This window comes from Gilliamella sp. X-60, assembly GCF_057063585.1.
In genome coordinates, this window is record NZ_JBXSQJ010000002.1 from 193,797 (window position 1) to 211,586 (window position 17,790).

A 17,790-nucleotide genomic window follows, 5' to 3' on the forward strand; every position below is an offset into this window, starting at 1 on the left:
CTGTAGTTTATTATCCATATATTTGAAAAATTCAATGGCGAGAAAAGCGTGCAGTTTTTCCCTTACTTAAACCCTTTGGTTTTTTATTTATATGTTAAATTTAGCCATACAGTAACAAAAGAGCTAAAAAGCAGTTAACAAAATGAATACAATCAACACATTCAACCCAATTGAATTCACTAATTTAAATGAATCAACGTCAATATCTCCAAAAACGCATTTTGCAGATAAAAACTTTGTTACAGAATTAAAAACCGCTTTAGATAACATCAGTCAACTACAAATACAGGCAAATAATGAAGCCAAAGCTTTTGAAATGGGAGAGGCGAATATTTCATTAAATGAGGTCATGGTTAATATGCAAAAATCATCGGTTTCATTGCAGTTTGGTATTCAAGTGCGCAATAAACTGGTTGCTGCTTATCAAGAAATTATGAATATGAATGTCTAATTAATGGTATCGAATATAATTGCCATATCCTAAATTTTGCATTTTACTTTTACAGATAACCATTAATTCTGGTCTAAATGCGATAATCAACTCACCACACCATTCAATTTTAAAATAAGCATCGCTCATATTTTTGATGCTTGTTGTACTGCTAAATATATTATTTCCGTTATCAACTGATGGCTCAAAAAACTTTACCATTTTTACTATACTATTTAAAAAAATAACGACATAATGCCATCATTTAATAAAAACAATCAATGAAATACATAATGGATTCAAAGTGATAACATTCCAAAAAACAATATTATTAACTAGCCTATTACTTAGCATAGTATCAATCAATTGCCATGCTCAATCCCCTGTTGTGAGTTGCCCTGCAACTTTTTCTGATGGACACCACGTTTACCAGCTTGATAATGCCAAACTATTTGATGGTCCAATCTGTAATAAAGTAGATTTAGTGCCCGAATTTAAAAAAGAAAAAGTAATATGGGAACTTACCCCACAAATAAAGCCGTATTTAGTCTGCGAATATGCTGGAACCAATCATTACATTGTTCTTTATGCCAAGGGAGCAACTTATTGCGAAAGATACGAAGCACCAGTACAGGCACATTGTATGTCATAACAACTTTTACAGTATGATTTTGAGAAAATAGCAATATAACTATCACCATTTAGTAAAAAATAACGAATAAAATACATTAAGGATCCAAAATGATAACACTAAAAAAAGCCAATATAGCCTTAAATGAACAGCATCTCGACTACCCAACATTAGGGCAACTGATTGTTCTGACATCGCTTGATGGGTTTTCTACTACAAGGGCAATTTGTTATCAAGAAAAGCTTGTTATTGCTGCTAATTTTTATCCACAAAACGGGGATGATTATAAGGTTATATATGTTGTTATTGAACTCGATAAGAAAAATACTCATTATTATTATGAGTCTGATGGAATTCTACCCCATTTTTTTGTCAGCCCTACTGGTAAGGATTATGTGTCTATTACTGTGTACCATCCAGATAAAGATTTAGAAATTATGCTCCCATTATTTGATAGAGAAAATATCACCTATCCAAAGCCCAAACGCCCTATTGTCGGCGATTTTAAGGGAATATGTCATGATTTTTCTATTTTCCATTATGTTGATATTTTTTCAGAAACAAAACCAGATAAATTGATTGCAGTTGCATTTAAAAATGATGATATAAAAAAAACCTATACCAATAAAATTCCGCTTCCAAAACATAATAAATTATTTATCGATTCTTTGCACAATCTTCATCTACTTGCTTGCGTTGACAATGGTTGGTTACATCGCCAAGTTGATGAGATGGGGAACGTTTTACAGTCAAGAAATATCAACACAGGAAAGCGTTTTTATCTAACTTGCGTATTGAATTTAAGCTTTTCTAATACATCAAGTATTTTAAATATTGATGAAAAAGGTAAGTTTTATTTAATCAATGTTTTACCCAACGGAGAAATCGAACAAAATCTATTGCTCGATATGGAAAGACAAATTTATTCTATTTGGGAACCGATAAAAATCGCCGAAGAAACGTTTGTTATGCGATTCACAGATGAAATCGGCAATGGGTGGATTACAATTCAAAATAATCAGGTGATCGAAGCCTTTTCTCAGGAAACCGTAGGTTGCTATATAAACCTATACTCAAAAGAAGTGTTTAAATTATCCACAAAAGAATTAATCATTAGTGAGATCGTCAAAACCAAAGATGCCAATTATACTGTTGTTTTTTACGGAAAAGAAGAAGAAAATAACACAAAAAAACAAAGAGTTAATTATTTTAAATCGCAATATTGATTAAGGCTGTTTAACGAGATGCTTGCTTGGTTCCTATCGATGAATAAAATTCAAGTAAAGCATCTACAAACTTACATTAAACAGGCAATTTTTTGATAGCTACCGATTTTAGTTTGATAATCGGCATGCTTACCAATCAACTCTCTAAGCTGAGCATGACGAGTAATCATTAATTGGGTTAACTGCTGCTGATAGCTAAGTATATTTTTGATATACATTCGAATCATGTCTTGATGTTGCAATGGCATGTTTTCAATTTTCGAAAAATCATCAACCAACATAATACCTTTCGATAATTGATGGTATTTCGCCTGCCAACTCAACAATAAATCCCAGTTTTCGTCCCTTGCGTTAATCAACATTGATTAACAATATTTCTAAAAAAATTTTCAAAAATATTCATCCCATATTCTGTTGATATACTTTCTGGATGAAATTGCACACCTTCTATCAAATAATTTTTATGCCTTAACCCCATTATATAATTATCATTTAATGACCGAGCAGTAATCACAAGTGGTGTATCAGAAGTAATCAGATTTTCGTCAACAACAAGTGAGTGATATCGAGTGACTAAAAATTCAGATGGTAAATTAGTAAAACACCCTTTCATATCATTTCGAATGAGGGATGTTTTCCCATGTTGTCTACTTATTGCTGGATTTACTGATAAGCCATAATATTCCGCAATAGCTTGCATTCCAAGACAAACTCCAAATATAGGCAAAATTCCCTCTGCTGCACCAAGAATGTCTATATAACAACTTTCAATTGGATGCCCTGGCCCAGGGCCTAAAATAATAGCTTGATAATCTTGCAGTGAAGTTAATTCAACTTTATCATTTCTAATAACATCAACATTTATGCCAATATTTTCAATATAGTTTTTAACTATATATATAAAACTATCATACGCATCAATTAATAAAACTTTCACTTGTTAACTCCTTATTAGTAATCGCAAAATATGTTGAACTTAATTTACTTATAGTTTCATTCCATTCGCCTTCATTAGTAGAATCTTCAACAATACCCCCAGAAGCTCTAATTGAGTATTGTCCATCATGATATACGGCTGTTCTAATACATAATGCCGAAATAAGAATATTATTAAAACCTAAGAAACCGATACAACCAGCGTAAACTCCTCTTTCACTTATTTCTGTATCTTCAATTATTTCAATTGCTCTGATTTTAGGCGTTCCAGTCATTGTTCCTGCTGGAAAACTTGCTTCTATAACATCATATTTATCTAATCCCTTTTTTAATTTTGCACTTATATCAGAAACTAAATGAATTACATGCGAATACTCTTCAGTTACTATTAAATCGTTTACCTTCAGTGAGCTTGGTACACAAATTCTTGCTATATCATTACGACAAAGATCTACTAACATAAGATGCTCTGCTTTTTCTTTTTCATCTGACAACAGCTTTTTTCTATTATTTTCTTTAATGGTAGGATCGTTGGAATTTCGTATTGTTCCTGCTATTGGTCTCATTATTACGTCATTATGTTTTGTTAATGTAACAAACATCTCTGGGCTTGCACCAATTATATAAACCCCCTCCGAAGTCTTAAAGAAATACATATAAGGTGATGGATTATACTTTCTAAGCCTTAAATAAACTTGAAAAGGAGGCATATTGGATTTAATAGTTATTTCGTGTCCTAATTGGATTTGATATATATCGCCAATATTAATATGCCCTTTTGCTTTATCAAACCATTTAAAATATAGTTCTTTTTGAACACTGGGAATTGATTCATAATTATAGTTAACATCACAATTATTATCATGTTTAGTAGTATTCAATATTGCTATTAAATTAACTATTTCGCTTTTTTTACTAGTAGGAAACAAATCATTCTTACTATTATTTATTGTCAGCGTTGTTTTATTATCTCTCAAATTTACATTGATAATATTTTGATATAGAGTCATATTGATGTCGGAAAAGCTTTTGTTTCTTGGCATTTTTTGATCTATATCTTCAAAAAAGAAAATTGAGTCATAACCAAAATAACCAAAGAAACCAACTGCAATATCAGCAGGTAATCCTGAATAAGTAATTGAAAAAATGCTCTCAATTGCTCTAAATATCGAAATTACATCACTATTATTTATAATTTCAATTTGTTCATTTTTAATCGAATATGATTGAATTAACTCATGATTTAATATTTTTTTCACTAATAATTCATTACCAGTAATAGAAACTTTCCTGTTTTTAACTAAAATACTAATAATAGGATTGAAACCAATTATTGATTGTGTACAGTCTTTTTCTGGTCCGCTCATTGACTCCAAGATGATGATTTCTTCTTCCTTATATTTTTTTCTCAGTGATTCATAAATATCTATTGGACTATGTATTGATTCTAGATTACAGGTACTGCTTTCTATTTCTATTTTACTGTTCATAATTGAGATTCCTTAAACATTAATTGTTCTCTTTCATTGTAATAATTGTTTTTTAATAGTTCATAATTAACTGACTTACAAATTTCAACTAACCGTTCAATCATTTGCTCTAAAGCAACAATTTCTTCTAAATCTGCTGTATTTTTCGTTTCTTCATCTCCATGAATTAGAACAGGAAAACCTGAACCCGGTATAATCATTCGATTTAATAAAATATTATTAATTATTTGGTCATGAGCATGACCAAGGTGATACTTTCTTCCTACAATTATGCAACTTGCTATTTTATTTACTAATGGGCGTTTATACCTTAAGTAACCTACGCCACTTCTTTCTAAAAATATTTGCATTAAATGATTGATACCAAAAGCATGAACAGGGCATGCGTAAATAATAATGTCAGAATTAACCATCTTTTCTATTATTGCTGGCATATCATCATGTTTTTCGCAAGGTGTTTTTCTTGTATTACATGATGTATTATTGTCACCACAACCATCGCAAGGTGATAAATTCATTTCACACAAATAAACAATTTCGATTTCAACCTGCATTTTTTCAAAAATTAGTTTAGCATTCTCTGAAACACTTGAAGTAACACCGAAACGTCTTTCAGATGAAGAAATAATAATGCCTTTCATTACATTCATCTCCTTACTTTTATTTGATTTTATTAATGGAAATAACGCAAAATATAACAATACACATACCGATTACATCAAATAATCCAATTGACTCTTTTAAGAAAAAATAACCGCAAATCATTGTAATAAAGGGGCCAATATTATTTATGATTGCAGTAGTTGCTGCACCGCTGTGTTTAACACCATACATCATGAAAAACGATGGTATGACAGTAGAAACAATGGCTAATAAAAATGGGTATTTAAAATTATTGATTGATGGTAGGTTATTTATTGTTCCTGATACTTCAAATATCATTGGAATTAGAGAAAGCAAACAAGCTACAATCATGACCTGTGAATTGAAGATAATAAATCCTATCTTTTTCATCACTTCACCACTTATTATAAGATACGTAGCATAGGTAATAGCGCTTAAAACTATTAATAATGGACCAATGTAATGAACATTTTTATCAATTAAAACTTGATTACTGACGAATGCAATTGAAACACCAATCCAAGAAAAAAAAGATAGGATATAAACTTTTTTATTAAATTTATTTTTCATGAAAATAACAGATATAAAAAGAACGAATATAGGTATGGTGAAAAGAATAATTCTTTCTATATTAACTGATGTATAAACCAAACCGGTTATATCACTATAGCTTGATATATAATATAAAAAGCCACATAGAAAAATCTTGAGCTTAATTTGAATGCTCGTTTTTATTAAATTATCTTTAAATAATAAAAATGCTACAAAGAAAAATGGAATTGAAAAGATCATTCTGAAAAACATTAATGAAATTGAAGTTATCCCATCAAAGTAGGCTAGTTTTATAAAAATTGATTTCAAAGAAAAACCAAATACACCAATTAATATAGCTACAACTGAATAATTACCTTTCACAAATGTACCATTGAACTAGTTTTCAAGTACAACAATGCTACACCTATTTTATCAATTTACAATATTTTTTTGACATGAAATGATCCTAACCAAAAAAGTGGACAAAAGTCGCCTCTATGATATAAACAAAATTATAGGAGAAAAATATCATGATCAGAAAATTTAGTGTTGAATTCAAATGACAATCAGTCGATTATGTGTTATCTCATGCTCACCTTTCTATAAGTGAACTTACCAACCACTTAATAATAAGAAAATAAACCCTAGATAAATGGATTAGGCAACGAGTCGCAAATAAAACTAACCGTCGAGAGCTAACGGCTTAGCAATAGATGATTATTGCGTTAGAAAAAGAAATTAAAGAACTGAAAATGGCTAATAACATATTAAAAAATGAGCATATGTACTTCACCGGTTTCTCAAATGACTGTAAACAATGCGAGGAATTTCTACAACTTAATTATTTTAAATCGCAATATTGATTAAGGCTGTTTAACGGGATGCTTGCTTGGTTCCTATCGATGAATAAGATTCAAGCAAAGCATCCATAAACTTACATTAAACAGGCAATTTTTTGATAGCTACCGATTTTAGTTTGATAATCAGCATGCTTGCCAATCAACTCTCTAAGCTGAGAATGACGAGTAATTATTAATTGGGTTAACTGCTGCTGATAGCTAAGTATATTTTTGATATACATTCGAATCAGGTCTTGATGTTGCAATGGCATGTTTTCAATTTTCGAAAAATCATCAACCAACATAATACCTTTCGATAATTGAAGGTATTTTGCCTGCCAACTCAACAATAAATCCCAGTTTTCATTCTGGGCATTTATCAACATTTGTTCAACAACATAATTAAATTGTTCGTATTGTTCTAATAAGTTATTTCCTTGCATAATCATCCTTTTTTTATTTTGCAATTTCACGCCAAGATTCGGCAATATTGTTTAATAAATCGAAACAGGTTTGCAGTTTTTCTTTATCATTATGTAAATTGGCTAGAACTAACTGTTGACTAATATATTGATATAAGCGATCTAAATTTTCGGCAATTTCACCCCCTTTTTCTAAATCTAAGCAACTTTTAAGCCCATTATCAACAATATTAATCGCTTTAGAAATTGCGTTACCTTTACCTACTATATTGCCCTTTTGAATATACAAGCTAGCCAATTTTATTGCATTAAGTGCACCATCAAATAATAAAACGATTAATTGATGAGGGGATGCCTGATTAACACGGGTTTCTAAATTCACTTGCTCATAGGCTTTAGAACCTAATTTGTACATTACTTCCCTCTATTTTTTTAAGTTTGCCATCATATCAAATTGAGTCGTTAAATAATTACTCATGCTATTTAACGAGTTAATTAAAATATCCAATTGGGTAAATTGAACTCGGTAACGTTCAATGGTTTGTTCAATAGAATTACTCACTTGTTCATGGCGTTTATCTAATGATTTTAATGTGGTATTTAACCCATTAGTTGCCGAATCAATCATACCATCACTATCAATAAATCCACTGACTTTGGCAAAAACCTCATTGGCAATCCCTGTGTTTTTGCCATCACCTGTAAACAGTGTTGCCACTGCATCACTATTTTCATTCAGTGCTTTTTTTAGCTCATTTTCTTTGATCGTTAACGTGCCATTCTTGTCCATATTAATACCAATTTGAGCCAATACCGAATATTCACCCGATTGTCCTTTGGCAAAGATAGAACGGATACTTTGGTCAATATTGCGTAATGTCGCATCACCAACAAGTGGACCATTGCTACTATTTAATTCCTTTGAATTTTTATCTTCTGTGGTGAATTTAGTTAACGTTGATATTGTTGACTGTAATTGATTAAATGCTTCGACCCATTCTTTAATGGCTTCTTCTGTTTTTTCGTTATCAGCTGTTATAGTAAGGTTTTGGCTGGTTGTTGTGGTTGCTTTTAATGTTATATCAACACCATCTATTACATCTTTAACGGTATTTGAAGCACTGGTTATTGCAATACCATTAAATGAAAGCTTGGCATCTTGCGCTTTTGCAACTTCAGCCATAGGACTATTGCTCGCCTGATTAATGTCAAATCCAATAATATTGTTTAACTTATCATCATCGGATGAAATAGAGGTAATGGCTTGTTGTTCCCCCGTTTCTTTCGAGGTAATCACTAATTGATAGCCATCTGCCCCCGAACGAACAATTGCCGCATTGATTGTCGAAGGGCTTGTTGTGCCGTCGTCATTCATCATTTGGGCGTTGTTAATGGCGTTTGCTATTGACTCTAATGATGTCTCATCTTTAGATAAAGTCACATTCAGTTTATGACCATTGGCTTGTTCAATGGTCATAGTTCTTGTTTGATTGTCATTACCCAATTGAGCACTTTTATCATTGATTGCCGATGTTGCAACGCTATGCGATGTTGCTAATTGATCAACCGTCACCGCATAATCGCCTAAAACGGCTTTACTATTTGCTTTTACCGTAAAATAATTGTCATTACCTGTTGCAGTTCGACTTTGAAATAACTCTTTTTTTTGGAGTTTTGCCGTGGCCGTATTAAATGTTGTTAATGCACTTTTTAATTTACCAAAACCACTAATTTTGGCATTAATCGCTTTTTGTTGAGTAGTAATTGGTGTTAGGCGTGTCTTTTCAGCCGCTTCTAATTGATTTAAAATTTCACCAAGATCGATCCCTGAACCTATTCCCAATGCGCTCATTGCCATGATTTCATCTGCCTATCATAATTATTCAATATTTTTTATATCGGCTCATTTTTCCAAAAATTTAGTCATTAGCGGAATTTTTATTTAAGGGATAAAGGTACCTGTGGTTTTGCGAACAAAAAATCATCATTAAAAAATTATTTTAAAAATAAGTTAATTATATGATTTATTTATCAATATTTATCATATTCTAGATTAAATTTGCTGTTTACAAAAAGAGAATCATTAAAAAAATTAAAGATCCCAATTTTATTACCGATAAGTTATTTATCAGCAAAGGTATTGAATTAAATTTCGATATATCGTTGATTTTACTATTTATATTAACGGAGATAAAAATGGCACAAGTAATTAATACTAATACTATGTCTTTAATGGCAAAAAATAACCTTAACAATTCTCAAAGCGTTCTTAGTACATCTATTGAGCGTCTTTCATCTGGTATGCGTATTAATAGCGCAAAAGACGATGCAGCAGGTCAAGCAATTGCTAACCGTTTTTCATCAAACATCAAAGGCTTAACGCAAGCTGCTCGTAATGCTAATGATGGTATTTCACTTGCACAAACAACAGAAGGTGCGTTAAATGAAATCAACAATAACGTACAACGTATTCGTGAATTAACTGTTCAAGCAGCCAATGGTACTAACTCTGAAAGTGATTTAGTATCAATTCAAAACGAAATCGATCAACGTTTAGATGAAATCGACCGTGTTTCTAAACAAACTGATTTCAATGGTTCTAAAGTATTATCAGAAGATAAAACACTTAAAATTCAAGTAGGTGCAAACGACGGCGAAACCATTGAAATCAATTTGAAAAAAATTGATAGCACTGAACTTGGTTTAAATGCATTTAATGTATCAAGTTCACCAACAGAAGATCCATTAAAAACAATTGATGCAGCATTATCAAAAATTGATGCATTACGTGGACAACTTGGTGCGGTGCAAAACCGTTTCGAATCAACTGTAACTAACATTAACAATACTGTAAATAACTTAAGTTCTGCACGTAGCCGTATTGAAGATGCTGATTATGCAACAGAAGTATCAAACATGACGCGTGGTCAAATTTTACAACAAGCAGGTACTTCAGTATTAGCACAAGCTAACCAAGTACCACAATCTGTACTTTCTTTATTGCAATAATTCGGATTATCATTTCGAGTTATTCCTCATAGTCATAACGGCATTTAACCATGCTGTTATGACTAATCATTATAATTAGCTATTTTTAAGCCTTTATTCTGCCCATTAAATTCATCAACTATCGTCATAATACTGTTAAGCATTTTTTTTAACATTGGTTCAATAATGGATGATAGTTTATATAACTCACAAGGTGTCATAAACCAAATCGATTGGAAACAATATATTCATCTGGTTCGTAATGAAGCTTTAAAGTTAGCGGTTCGTTTGCCGGCAACAGTTGAACTTGATGATTTATTACAAGTTGGCTATATCGGTTTATTAGACACAATCAAACGTTTTGACATTTCTCAAGGCAATACTTTTGCCACTTTTGCTATACCAAGAATTAAAGGCGCAATGCTTGATGAACTACGCAGCCGTGATTGGTTACCAAGACAAACGCGTAAAAAAATAAAAGATGTCACAACGGCCATGAATGAGTTAGAACAAAAGCTAGGTATAGCACCTAACGATTATCAGATTGCTCAATATTTAAAATTATCTATTCATGAATACCGTAAAATTTTATTAGATTCAAATAGTAGCCAGATATGCTCATATGATGAAATCTATAAAAAATTGGGAGATAACATTGATGCCATTATTGAATATCAAGAAGATGATGATCCCTTTTCAGCAATAATCGATGAGGAAATCCGTAATACAATTATTCAACAAATTGAAAATTTGCCAGAAAAAGAAAAACTTGTTTTATCACTTTATTACCAAGAAGATCTCAATTTAAAAGAGATAGGTACAGTAATGAATATTAGTGAATCAAGAGTTAGCCAATTACATAGCCAAGCAATAAAGCGGATACGAAGTAAAGTTATTTTTTAGAAATAATAAAAAAATTAAATAAACCGTAATCAATCGAAAATAAATTGAAATAATTTTTTTATTGACCTTTTGCGTTTAAAAATGTAACTTTACGCACATAAAAAAATATTTGACTTTAATTTTACTGATTATTCGTTTTTTTATGCGAATAAAATATATATAGATTGGTGGCTAAATTGGGAAATATACTAGATGACGATATTCTTAAATGTATACATCATTTAAATCTATCAACGCTGCTGTTAAGCCAGCGAATGCTTGAAAAAGATAAAGTTATGGCAATGTATCGATTGGGTATTGATGAAGAAACGGCCGATATTCTGAGTTGTTTAAGTACCTCGCAAATGTTGGTTTTATCAGAAACCAATCAATTAACATTTCAGCTACGATTCGAAAATGCAGAAATGATGAAAAAACTCACAGAAGAATCGCGCGTTGGCGATATTAAACAGATGCATACAGGCATTCTTTTATCAAGTTTGCTATTAGATTCAATCAATAAATAGCTAAGGAATCAAGATGTCAGGTACAAGTATTATTCAAAAACATGAGGAAACCCAACTTGCTATCAAATTAATTTCCCTTGGCGGAAGAATTCAAATGCTAGAAAGCGAAACTAATTTAAGCAGGAATAAGCTTATAAAACTTTATAAAGAGATTCAAGGTTGCCCGCCACCTAAAGGTTTATTGCCTTTTTCAACCTCGTGGTTTATGACATGGGAATCCAATATCCATGCCAGTATTTTTTATAACGCTTACTCTTTTTTAGTTAAAAATGGCTTGAAGTCTTGCATTCAAACTATTTTAAAAGCCTATCAACTTTATTTAGAACAATGCCAAGTTTCACATAAAGATGAACCTGTTTTAGGGTTAACCAGAGCTTGGATCTTAGTCAAATTTGTCGAAAAAAACATCATGCAACAATCATATTGTACGGCATGCGGAGGGCTATTTATTACGCATGCTTATCACCCACAAAACACGTTTACTTGCAGTTTATGCCAACCACCGTCAAGAGCGGATAAGAATAATAAAACACTAAAAGAAAATAACGAAAAATGCCTAAAAGTGTTATCAACGTTGAGCAATTTAAATTCATCGGTTGTCACACGGATAACTGCGTAAATAAAAAATTAAAAATATTTCAGCAAGTTTACTGTTATTTCATGGAGAAAGAAGAAAGTCAATGCTAATCATTATAGGGTATATTGTCGTTATCGCCTCGGCGCTACTTGGTTATGTACTAAGCGGGGGCTATTTAGCCGTACTATTTCAACCACTTGAATTATTGATTATTGGTGGCGCTGCGATTGGTGCTTTTATTGTCAGTAATGAACAAAAAACAATAAAAGCAACACTTAAATCTTTAGGGCAATTATTTAAAACATCTAAATATAATAAAAACTTATATCTAACACTGATTAATTTAATGTATAGCATTTTGACGAAGATTCGGCAAAATGGGGGGTTATCGATTGAAGCCGATATTGATAATCCACATGAAAGTGACTTATTTAAGCAGTACCCGCTTATTTTAAATAACCCTAGAATCTGCGATTTTATTACTGATTACTTACGACTAATGATTAGTGGCAATATGGATGTATTTGAAATCGAAACACTAATGAGTGAAGAAATTGAAACATTTGTTCATGAACTTGAAAAGCCTGTAGATGCCATTTCAGGTATTGGTGATGGCTTACCAGCATTTGGGATTGTTGCAGCTGTAATGGGCGTAATTAATACACTTGCACAAGCAGATAGACCTGCAAGTGAACTTGGTGAACTCATTGCGCATGCTATGGTCGGAACTTTTTTAGGTATCTTACTTGCCTATGGTTTTGTTTCACCATTAGCATCGTTATTGAAGCAAAGAAATGCCGATATGGTCAAAATATTAGAGTGCACAAAAGTGATTCTGCTCGCCAATATGCATGATTATGCTCCGCAAATTTGTATTGAATTTGGCCGAAAAACGCTTTTCTCGCATGAAAGACCGTCATTTTTTGAATTAGAAAAGTACATACAAGAAGTTAAAGATAAAAATACGAATCCAAATAGCGAATAATGAAAGATAAATCTATAAGAATAATTGTCAAAAAAAAATCGGGGCATGGTGGTGGGCATCATGGTGGTTCGTGGAAAATCGCTTACGCCGACTTTATGACTGCGATGATGGCACTATTTTTAGTCATGTGGTTAATTTCGACATCGACACCTCAAGAGTTGAAAGGCATTGCTGAGTACTTTAGAACCCCCTTAATTCTTGGCTACAATGGTGGTAAAAACATTAGCGATAGTGAAAGCCCCATTCCTGGTGGCGGTGATGATGTGAGTAAACAACTTGGCGAAGAAAAAAGTCATGTTTTAAATTCATCAAAAGATGAATTCGAAAAACAACAACTTGAAAGATTACAGATGATTGAGGCAGCACGTAAGATTTATGAAACGTTCGAAATTGATGATCGCCTTAAAAAACTAGCGCCTAATCTTATTATTGAATTAACGGAAATGGGGTTACGGATTCAAATTTTAGCCTCCGATGATAAACCCATGTTCGATGTTGGTAGCACAACTATTGATCCCAATATGCAAGAAATTTTGCATACATTAGCACCAATTATCAATTCATTACCCAATAAAATTACCTTGTCAGGCCATACAGATGAACGCCAATATACAACGGGCGATCGAGGATATAGTAATTGGGAACTATCTGCCGATAGAGCCAATGCATCAAGGAGAGAGCTTATTGCTGGCGGATTAGATTCAAGTAAGATTATTCGCATTATTGCATTAGCTGACACCGTTAGTCTAAATAATGCTAACTATAGTAAAGATGCGAATCGCCGGATTAGTATCTTAATTTTGAATAAAACCGCACAACAGTATATTGAAGAAGAAAATAATATGACCGGCATCAATTTTTTAAGGCAATCACAACAAATTAAATCTGAATAAAAAATCAAATAACATGATTTATAAAGATACGTTATATCATTTTTGAGGACTCAAATTAAAAAATTTTCCCAGCTGTCACAAAAATTATTAAAGTTTTCAAAAATGAAGACGATATAAAAATAACTTACTTTTTTAATTGATGTTATTAACTAAAACTATATTGAGGGGTTTTTATGGCAAATTCATTAATGAACACAGGTATTAGTGGATTAAATGCAGCACAAAATATGCTTAATGTAATTAGCAATAATATCAGCAATGCGCATACAACAGGTTACAATCGTCAACAGCAAATTCTACGCCAAGCCAATGGAACTCAACATAGTTTTGGTTTTGTGGGCAATGGCGTTTGTGTATCTTCCGTTAATCGTGCCTTTAACCATTTTGTTGTTGGTCAACTACGCCAATCACAATCACAAAATGGTTCTATTAAATCCTATTACGGTGAGTTATCCAAAGTCGATAATTTATTAGCAGAAAATGATAATAGTATTTCATCACAACTTAACAATCTTTTTGCGAGTTTAAATAAACTTGCTTCAAATGCGGGTGATGCCTCAACCAAACAAACCGTCATTAGTGATCTCACTTCGTTAACAAGTCAATTTAATAAAACAGAAACAAATTTAAAAAATCAAATTGCCAATATAAATAACGAATTAAGTAGTAATGTTGAGAAGGTAAATACTTATACTCAACAAATTGCTGAACTGAATCAAAAAATCTCACAACTACAGTCAGCAGGTAATGGACTTGTACCTAATGCATTACTAGACCAACGCGATCAATTGGTTAATGAATTAAGCGAAATCATTGGCATTACCGTTACTGAACAAAATGGACAATATAATCTTTCGCTGGCAAATGGTTTAAATTTAGTTCAAGGTTCTTCGATTAACTTATTATCGGTACAACCTTCAGCAGACGATCCTTCATTAAATACCATTATTTATACGCATCATTCAGGTGCAACACAAGAACTTACCAGCCAAAATATTACATCAGGTTCATTGAATGGATTATTAACCTTTCGTGAAGGACCACTAACCGAAGCGCGCAATCAATTAGGGTTAATTGCGCTAAATTTAGCTGAGCGTTTTAATGAAGTGCATATGTCTGGTGTTGATATTAATGGTAATCAGGGTGAAAAGTTATTTGATTACAATCATCCTAGTTGTATCACAAATACGAAAAACCAAGGCAACGCTTCGGCTAAAATCGAGTTTAACGCTGTGACTGAAGTAAAAGCTTCTGATTATAAAATTGAATTTAATGGTAACAATTGGGTTGTCACACGATTATCAGATCATCAGCAAATCACTCCACAAATCGAAGACGGTAAACTAATTTTTGACGGGCTGGCTATCGAAATAAACGGTAATGCCGTTAGTGGGGACTCGTTTATCATCAAACCTGTTGCTGATATTGCCTCGTCATTACAATTGCAAGTAAAAGATGTGAATAAATTAGCAACGGGTATTAATGATGAAGAAAATGGTGCTGGCGATAATCGTAATGTAGCTAAGTTATTATCAATCCAACATGAAAAACTTGTTAATGGCACAACAACGTTAAAAAGTGCTTACACCAGTTTAGTTAGCTACATTGGTAGTGAGACTCAAACAGCCAAAATTTCGGCTCAATCAAGCAAAAATATTACCCAACAAATTTATGAACAAAATCAATCAATATCCGGCGTGAATATTGAAGAAGAATATATCTCTATGCAGGTCTATATGCAGTATTACCAAGCTAATGCAAAAGTGATTGATGCAGCCACAACACTATTTGATACCATTTTAGGTTTAACTAAATGATAAAAGGATAAAAAATGCGCCTTAGCACAAACTTACTCTATCAAAAAAACTTGCAAGGTATTTTAAATACCAATAGCAAATGGCAAAAATCAGGGTTACATTTAGCGACTGGCAAAAAGATTTTATCGCCTTCTGATGATCCAATGGGCGCATCACAATCATTAATAATAAAACAAGCACAAGCACAAAACGAACAATTTCAAGCGACACGCGAAAGTGCCGATAAACTACTGAGTCGCCAAGACACTATCTTAGCGGAGGCCAATACCGTTATCCAAACCATTCAAGAAACATTGGTCTATGCCTCAAATGAAACCTTAAATGAAGAAAATCGACTCGATCTTGCTAATAAATTACAAGGTTTAAAAGATCAACTTTTATCATTAGCCAACGCAAAAGATACTAACGGTAACTATCTTTTTGCAGGTAAGAAAAACGATACTCCCCCTTTTGTTATGAACGAATCTGGCGAAGTGAGTTACGTTGGCAGCACAACATCGGTAAATGTTTTGATTGATGACTCGCGCGAAGTTTCACTGAGTTTTACCGGCATTCAAGTATTTATGACAGGCTCAAATGTTAAAGAATCTGATGGTTCACCAGCAGAAAGTAACATTTTTGCCAGTATTGATTATGCGATTGAAGCGTTAAAAATAGATCTAGATTACGATAACGAAGATACCGTTGAACAATTTAGAGCGGGATTATCAAAAGCTCGCCACGGCATAGACAATTCTTTTAATAATATTTCAACACTCAGAGCAGAGGGTGGTTCTGTATTGTCTGAAATTGATAGGTTATTAGCACTTGGTAAAACATTAGATATTGAATATCAAACTCAAATCAGTCAGCTTGAAGATGTTGATTGGTACGAAGCAATTTCTGAATATGTCATGCTACAAGCTAATTTGCAAGCTGCACAATATACCTTTATGACGATGCAAAATATGTCACTGTTTCAAATGAAATAAAGTGTAGAAAAACAATGAGTTGTTTACACTGCATGATTAAAATAATCTGCTAAAACCGCATAAGGCATTTTATCAAAAATCACCTTATGCGTTTTGCTTAATTATAGTTATTAATCAATCTTTTAATCTTCAATTTCCTATTTTTGAAATCGCTAAATATTTGCGGATAATACCATATTACTATTAAGGAACGTATTACGCTTTCTTCTTTATCTCGTCGTTTGAGTGCCGTCTGGTTGAGTGAATTTTTCATTTATATAAGGATTACCCCCTATTTTATTGGTGCAAAAATAGAGTAATTCTTGTAAAAAATATTCAGGAGTCTATACCGTTTCAGCATAAAATCATTTTAAATTTAATTATTTAATAAATTTTATTGATAAAGAATAAGGTTGCTTCAATCGTTTATTCAACAAAAGCGTTCAGCCACTATCACTTACTGGTTTAACTAACTCAAATTATTCATATTAAACAATATTTATTTAAAAATTTTTTTAAAAAAGATTAAATTTCACACTAAAACAATGTATACTTTTTAACTAGGCTGTCTGTTATTTAAACTTAATGATTAAAATATCAGTGTTAAATAAAAAAATAACCAAAAATAACACAGATTAATTTTTATAAACTGGATATAAGGAAGAAAACATGTCAAATGAACTTAATCGTCTTTTGGGTCAACTTGGTGATGGGTTTGGCGATTTAATGGCGGGCTTAGGGGGCGTTAGCCATAATCGCTATACCTTAACCGTTGACGGGCTGGGTGCGCCGATGTTGGTTTTGCATGTCGATGGTGATGAGTCGTTCTTAAATGTAACGTGATGCAGAAAATGGGCCAGCAAGTCATCATTTATCCGCAAAACTGAATATTAATCGTCAAGAGCTGGAAGTCTTATTAAAAAAACATGTATCGTTTAACTCGAAAGGCTTTTCGGCATAAGGAATAAGGCAATACACATGACCATAAAAAAAATTGACAATTTCAACTTTCCCGTGGGTGAAAAACAACTCAGTCAAG

21 protein-coding genes are annotated in these 17,790 nt (G+C 32.3%); 12 read left to right on the forward strand and 9 right to left on the reverse strand.

What is annotated here, in order from left to right; all coding sequences use genetic code 11:
- Positions 1-142: 142 nt before the first annotated feature.
- Positions 143-451: a flagellar hook-basal body complex protein FliE gene (fliE, locus tag ACYIAM_RS02075; protein WP_483747064.1), complete on the forward strand. Its 309-nt coding sequence runs from the start codon at positions 143-145 to the stop codon at positions 449-451.
- On the opposite strand, the gene ACYIAM_RS02080 is transcribed toward fliE, so the two are convergent.
- Positions 452-652 (reverse strand): hypothetical protein, encoded by a 201-nt coding sequence (locus tag ACYIAM_RS02080; RefSeq protein ID WP_483747065.1) that lies wholly within the window; start codon positions 650-652, stop codon positions 452-454. It abuts the gene before it with no gap.
- 82 nt (positions 653-734) lie between these two features.
- Between ACYIAM_RS02080 and ACYIAM_RS02085 the strand changes: the two genes are divergently transcribed.
- Together ACYIAM_RS02085 and ACYIAM_RS02090 are read left to right on the forward strand one after the other, a co-directional pair.
- Positions 735-1,082 (forward strand): STY0301 family protein, encoded by a 348-nt coding sequence (locus ACYIAM_RS02085; RefSeq protein WP_483747066.1) that lies wholly within the window; start codon positions 735-737, stop codon positions 1,080-1,082.
- 89 nt (positions 1,083-1,171) lie between these two features.
- The gene (locus ACYIAM_RS02090; protein ID WP_483747067.1) at positions 1,172-2,287 is read left to right on the forward strand and encodes a hypothetical protein; all 1,116 of its coding nucleotides are present in this window, start codon (positions 1,172-1,174) and stop codon (positions 2,285-2,287) included.
- Positions 2,288-2,358: 71 nt separating this feature from the next.
- Here the strand turns inward: ACYIAM_RS02090 and fliT (ACYIAM_RS02095) are convergent, their stop codons facing one another.
- The 8 genes from fliT (ACYIAM_RS02095) to fliD form a co-directional block, all read right to left on the reverse strand.
- The gene (fliT, locus tag ACYIAM_RS02095; protein ID WP_483747068.1) at positions 2,359-2,649 is read right to left on the reverse strand and encodes a flagellar protein FliT; all 291 of its coding nucleotides are present in this window, start codon (positions 2,647-2,649) and stop codon (positions 2,359-2,361) included.
- Positions 2,643-3,224 (reverse strand): anthranilate synthase component II, encoded by a 582-nt coding sequence (locus tag ACYIAM_RS02100; RefSeq protein WP_483747069.1) that lies wholly within the window; start codon positions 3,222-3,224, stop codon positions 2,643-2,645. The genes fliT (ACYIAM_RS02095) and ACYIAM_RS02100 overlap by 7 nt, the downstream gene beginning before the upstream one ends.
- The gene (locus ACYIAM_RS02105; protein ID WP_483747070.1) at positions 3,205-4,713 is read right to left on the reverse strand and encodes an anthranilate synthase component I family protein; all 1,509 of its coding nucleotides are present in this window, start codon (positions 4,711-4,713) and stop codon (positions 3,205-3,207) included. Before ACYIAM_RS02105 ends, ACYIAM_RS02100 begins: the two co-directional genes overlap by 20 nt.
- Positions 4,710-5,354 carry a flavodoxin family protein gene (locus ACYIAM_RS02110; RefSeq protein WP_483747071.1) on the reverse strand — a complete coding sequence of 215 codons (645 nt, stop codon included), beginning with the start codon at positions 5,352-5,354 and terminating at the stop codon, positions 4,710-4,712. Before ACYIAM_RS02110 ends, ACYIAM_RS02105 begins: the two co-directional genes overlap by 4 nt.
- Before the next feature lie 19 nt (positions 5,355-5,373).
- Positions 5,374-6,252 (reverse strand): DMT family transporter, encoded by an 879-nt coding sequence (locus ACYIAM_RS02115; protein ID WP_483747072.1) that lies wholly within the window; start codon positions 6,250-6,252, stop codon positions 5,374-5,376.
- A gap of 553 nt (positions 6,253-6,805) precedes the next feature.
- The gene (fliT, locus tag ACYIAM_RS02120) at positions 6,806-7,153 is read right to left on the reverse strand and encodes a flagellar protein FliT (RefSeq protein ID WP_483747073.1); all 348 of its coding nucleotides are present in this window, start codon (positions 7,151-7,153) and stop codon (positions 6,806-6,808) included.
- Between the two features lie 13 nt (positions 7,154-7,166).
- Positions 7,167-7,547: a flagellar export chaperone FliS gene (gene fliS, locus ACYIAM_RS02125; RefSeq protein ID WP_483747074.1), complete on the reverse strand. Its 381-nt coding sequence runs from the start codon at positions 7,545-7,547 to the stop codon at positions 7,167-7,169.
- A gap of 9 nt (positions 7,548-7,556) precedes the next feature.
- Positions 7,557-8,990 (reverse strand): flagellar filament capping protein FliD, encoded by a 1,434-nt coding sequence (fliD, locus tag ACYIAM_RS02130; protein ID WP_483747075.1) that lies wholly within the window; start codon positions 8,988-8,990, stop codon positions 7,557-7,559.
- 338 nt (positions 8,991-9,328) lie between these two features.
- On the opposite strand from fliD, the gene ACYIAM_RS02135 reads away from it, so the two are divergent.
- The 9 genes from ACYIAM_RS02135 to ACYIAM_RS02175 all read left to right on the forward strand — a co-directional run bounded on the left by ACYIAM_RS02135 (position 9,329) and on the right by ACYIAM_RS02175 (position 17,594).
- Positions 9,329-10,141 (forward strand): flagellin N-terminal helical domain-containing protein, encoded by an 813-nt coding sequence (locus ACYIAM_RS02135; RefSeq protein WP_091347899.1) that lies wholly within the window; start codon positions 9,329-9,331, stop codon positions 10,139-10,141.
- A gap of 165 nt (positions 10,142-10,306) precedes the next feature.
- Entirely contained in the window at positions 10,307-11,023 is a 717-nt protein-coding gene (locus ACYIAM_RS02140) for an RNA polymerase sigma factor FliA (RefSeq protein ID WP_483747076.1), read from the forward strand.
- Positions 11,024-11,208: 185 nt separating this feature from the next.
- Positions 11,209-11,529, forward strand: coding sequence for a flagellar transcriptional regulator FlhD (flhD, locus tag ACYIAM_RS02145; RefSeq protein ID WP_143421893.1), 321 nt, complete (start codon positions 11,209-11,211; stop codon positions 11,527-11,529).
- A gap of 13 nt (positions 11,530-11,542) precedes the next feature.
- Positions 11,543-12,148 carry a flagellar transcriptional regulator FlhC gene (gene flhC, locus ACYIAM_RS02150; protein WP_160431225.1) on the forward strand — a complete coding sequence of 202 codons (606 nt, stop codon included), beginning with the start codon at positions 11,543-11,545 and terminating at the stop codon, positions 12,146-12,148.
- 61 nt (positions 12,149-12,209) lie between these two features.
- Positions 12,210-13,091, forward strand: a complete 882-nt coding sequence (gene motA, locus ACYIAM_RS02155; protein WP_160431226.1) for a flagellar motor stator protein MotA — start codon at positions 12,210-12,212, stop codon at positions 13,089-13,091.
- Entirely contained in the window at positions 13,091-13,984 is an 894-nt protein-coding gene (gene motB / locus ACYIAM_RS02160; RefSeq protein ID WP_160431227.1) for a flagellar motor protein MotB, read from the forward strand. The genes motA and motB overlap by 1 nt, the downstream gene beginning before the upstream one ends.
- A gap of 173 nt (positions 13,985-14,157) precedes the next feature.
- Positions 14,158-15,801, forward strand: a complete 1,644-nt coding sequence (gene flgK, locus ACYIAM_RS02165; RefSeq protein ID WP_483747077.1) for a flagellar hook-associated protein FlgK — start codon at positions 14,158-14,160, stop codon at positions 15,799-15,801.
- A gap of 14 nt (positions 15,802-15,815) precedes the next feature.
- Positions 15,816-16,772 (forward strand): flagellar hook-associated protein FlgL, encoded by a 957-nt coding sequence (flgL, locus tag ACYIAM_RS02170; RefSeq protein WP_483747078.1) that lies wholly within the window; start codon positions 15,816-15,818, stop codon positions 16,770-16,772.
- A gap of 648 nt (positions 16,773-17,420) precedes the next feature.
- Positions 17,421-17,594: a hypothetical protein gene (locus ACYIAM_RS02175; RefSeq protein ID WP_483747079.1), complete on the forward strand. Its 174-nt coding sequence runs from the start codon at positions 17,421-17,423 to the stop codon at positions 17,592-17,594.
- The last annotated feature ends 196 nt before the right edge of the window (positions 17,595-17,790 follow it).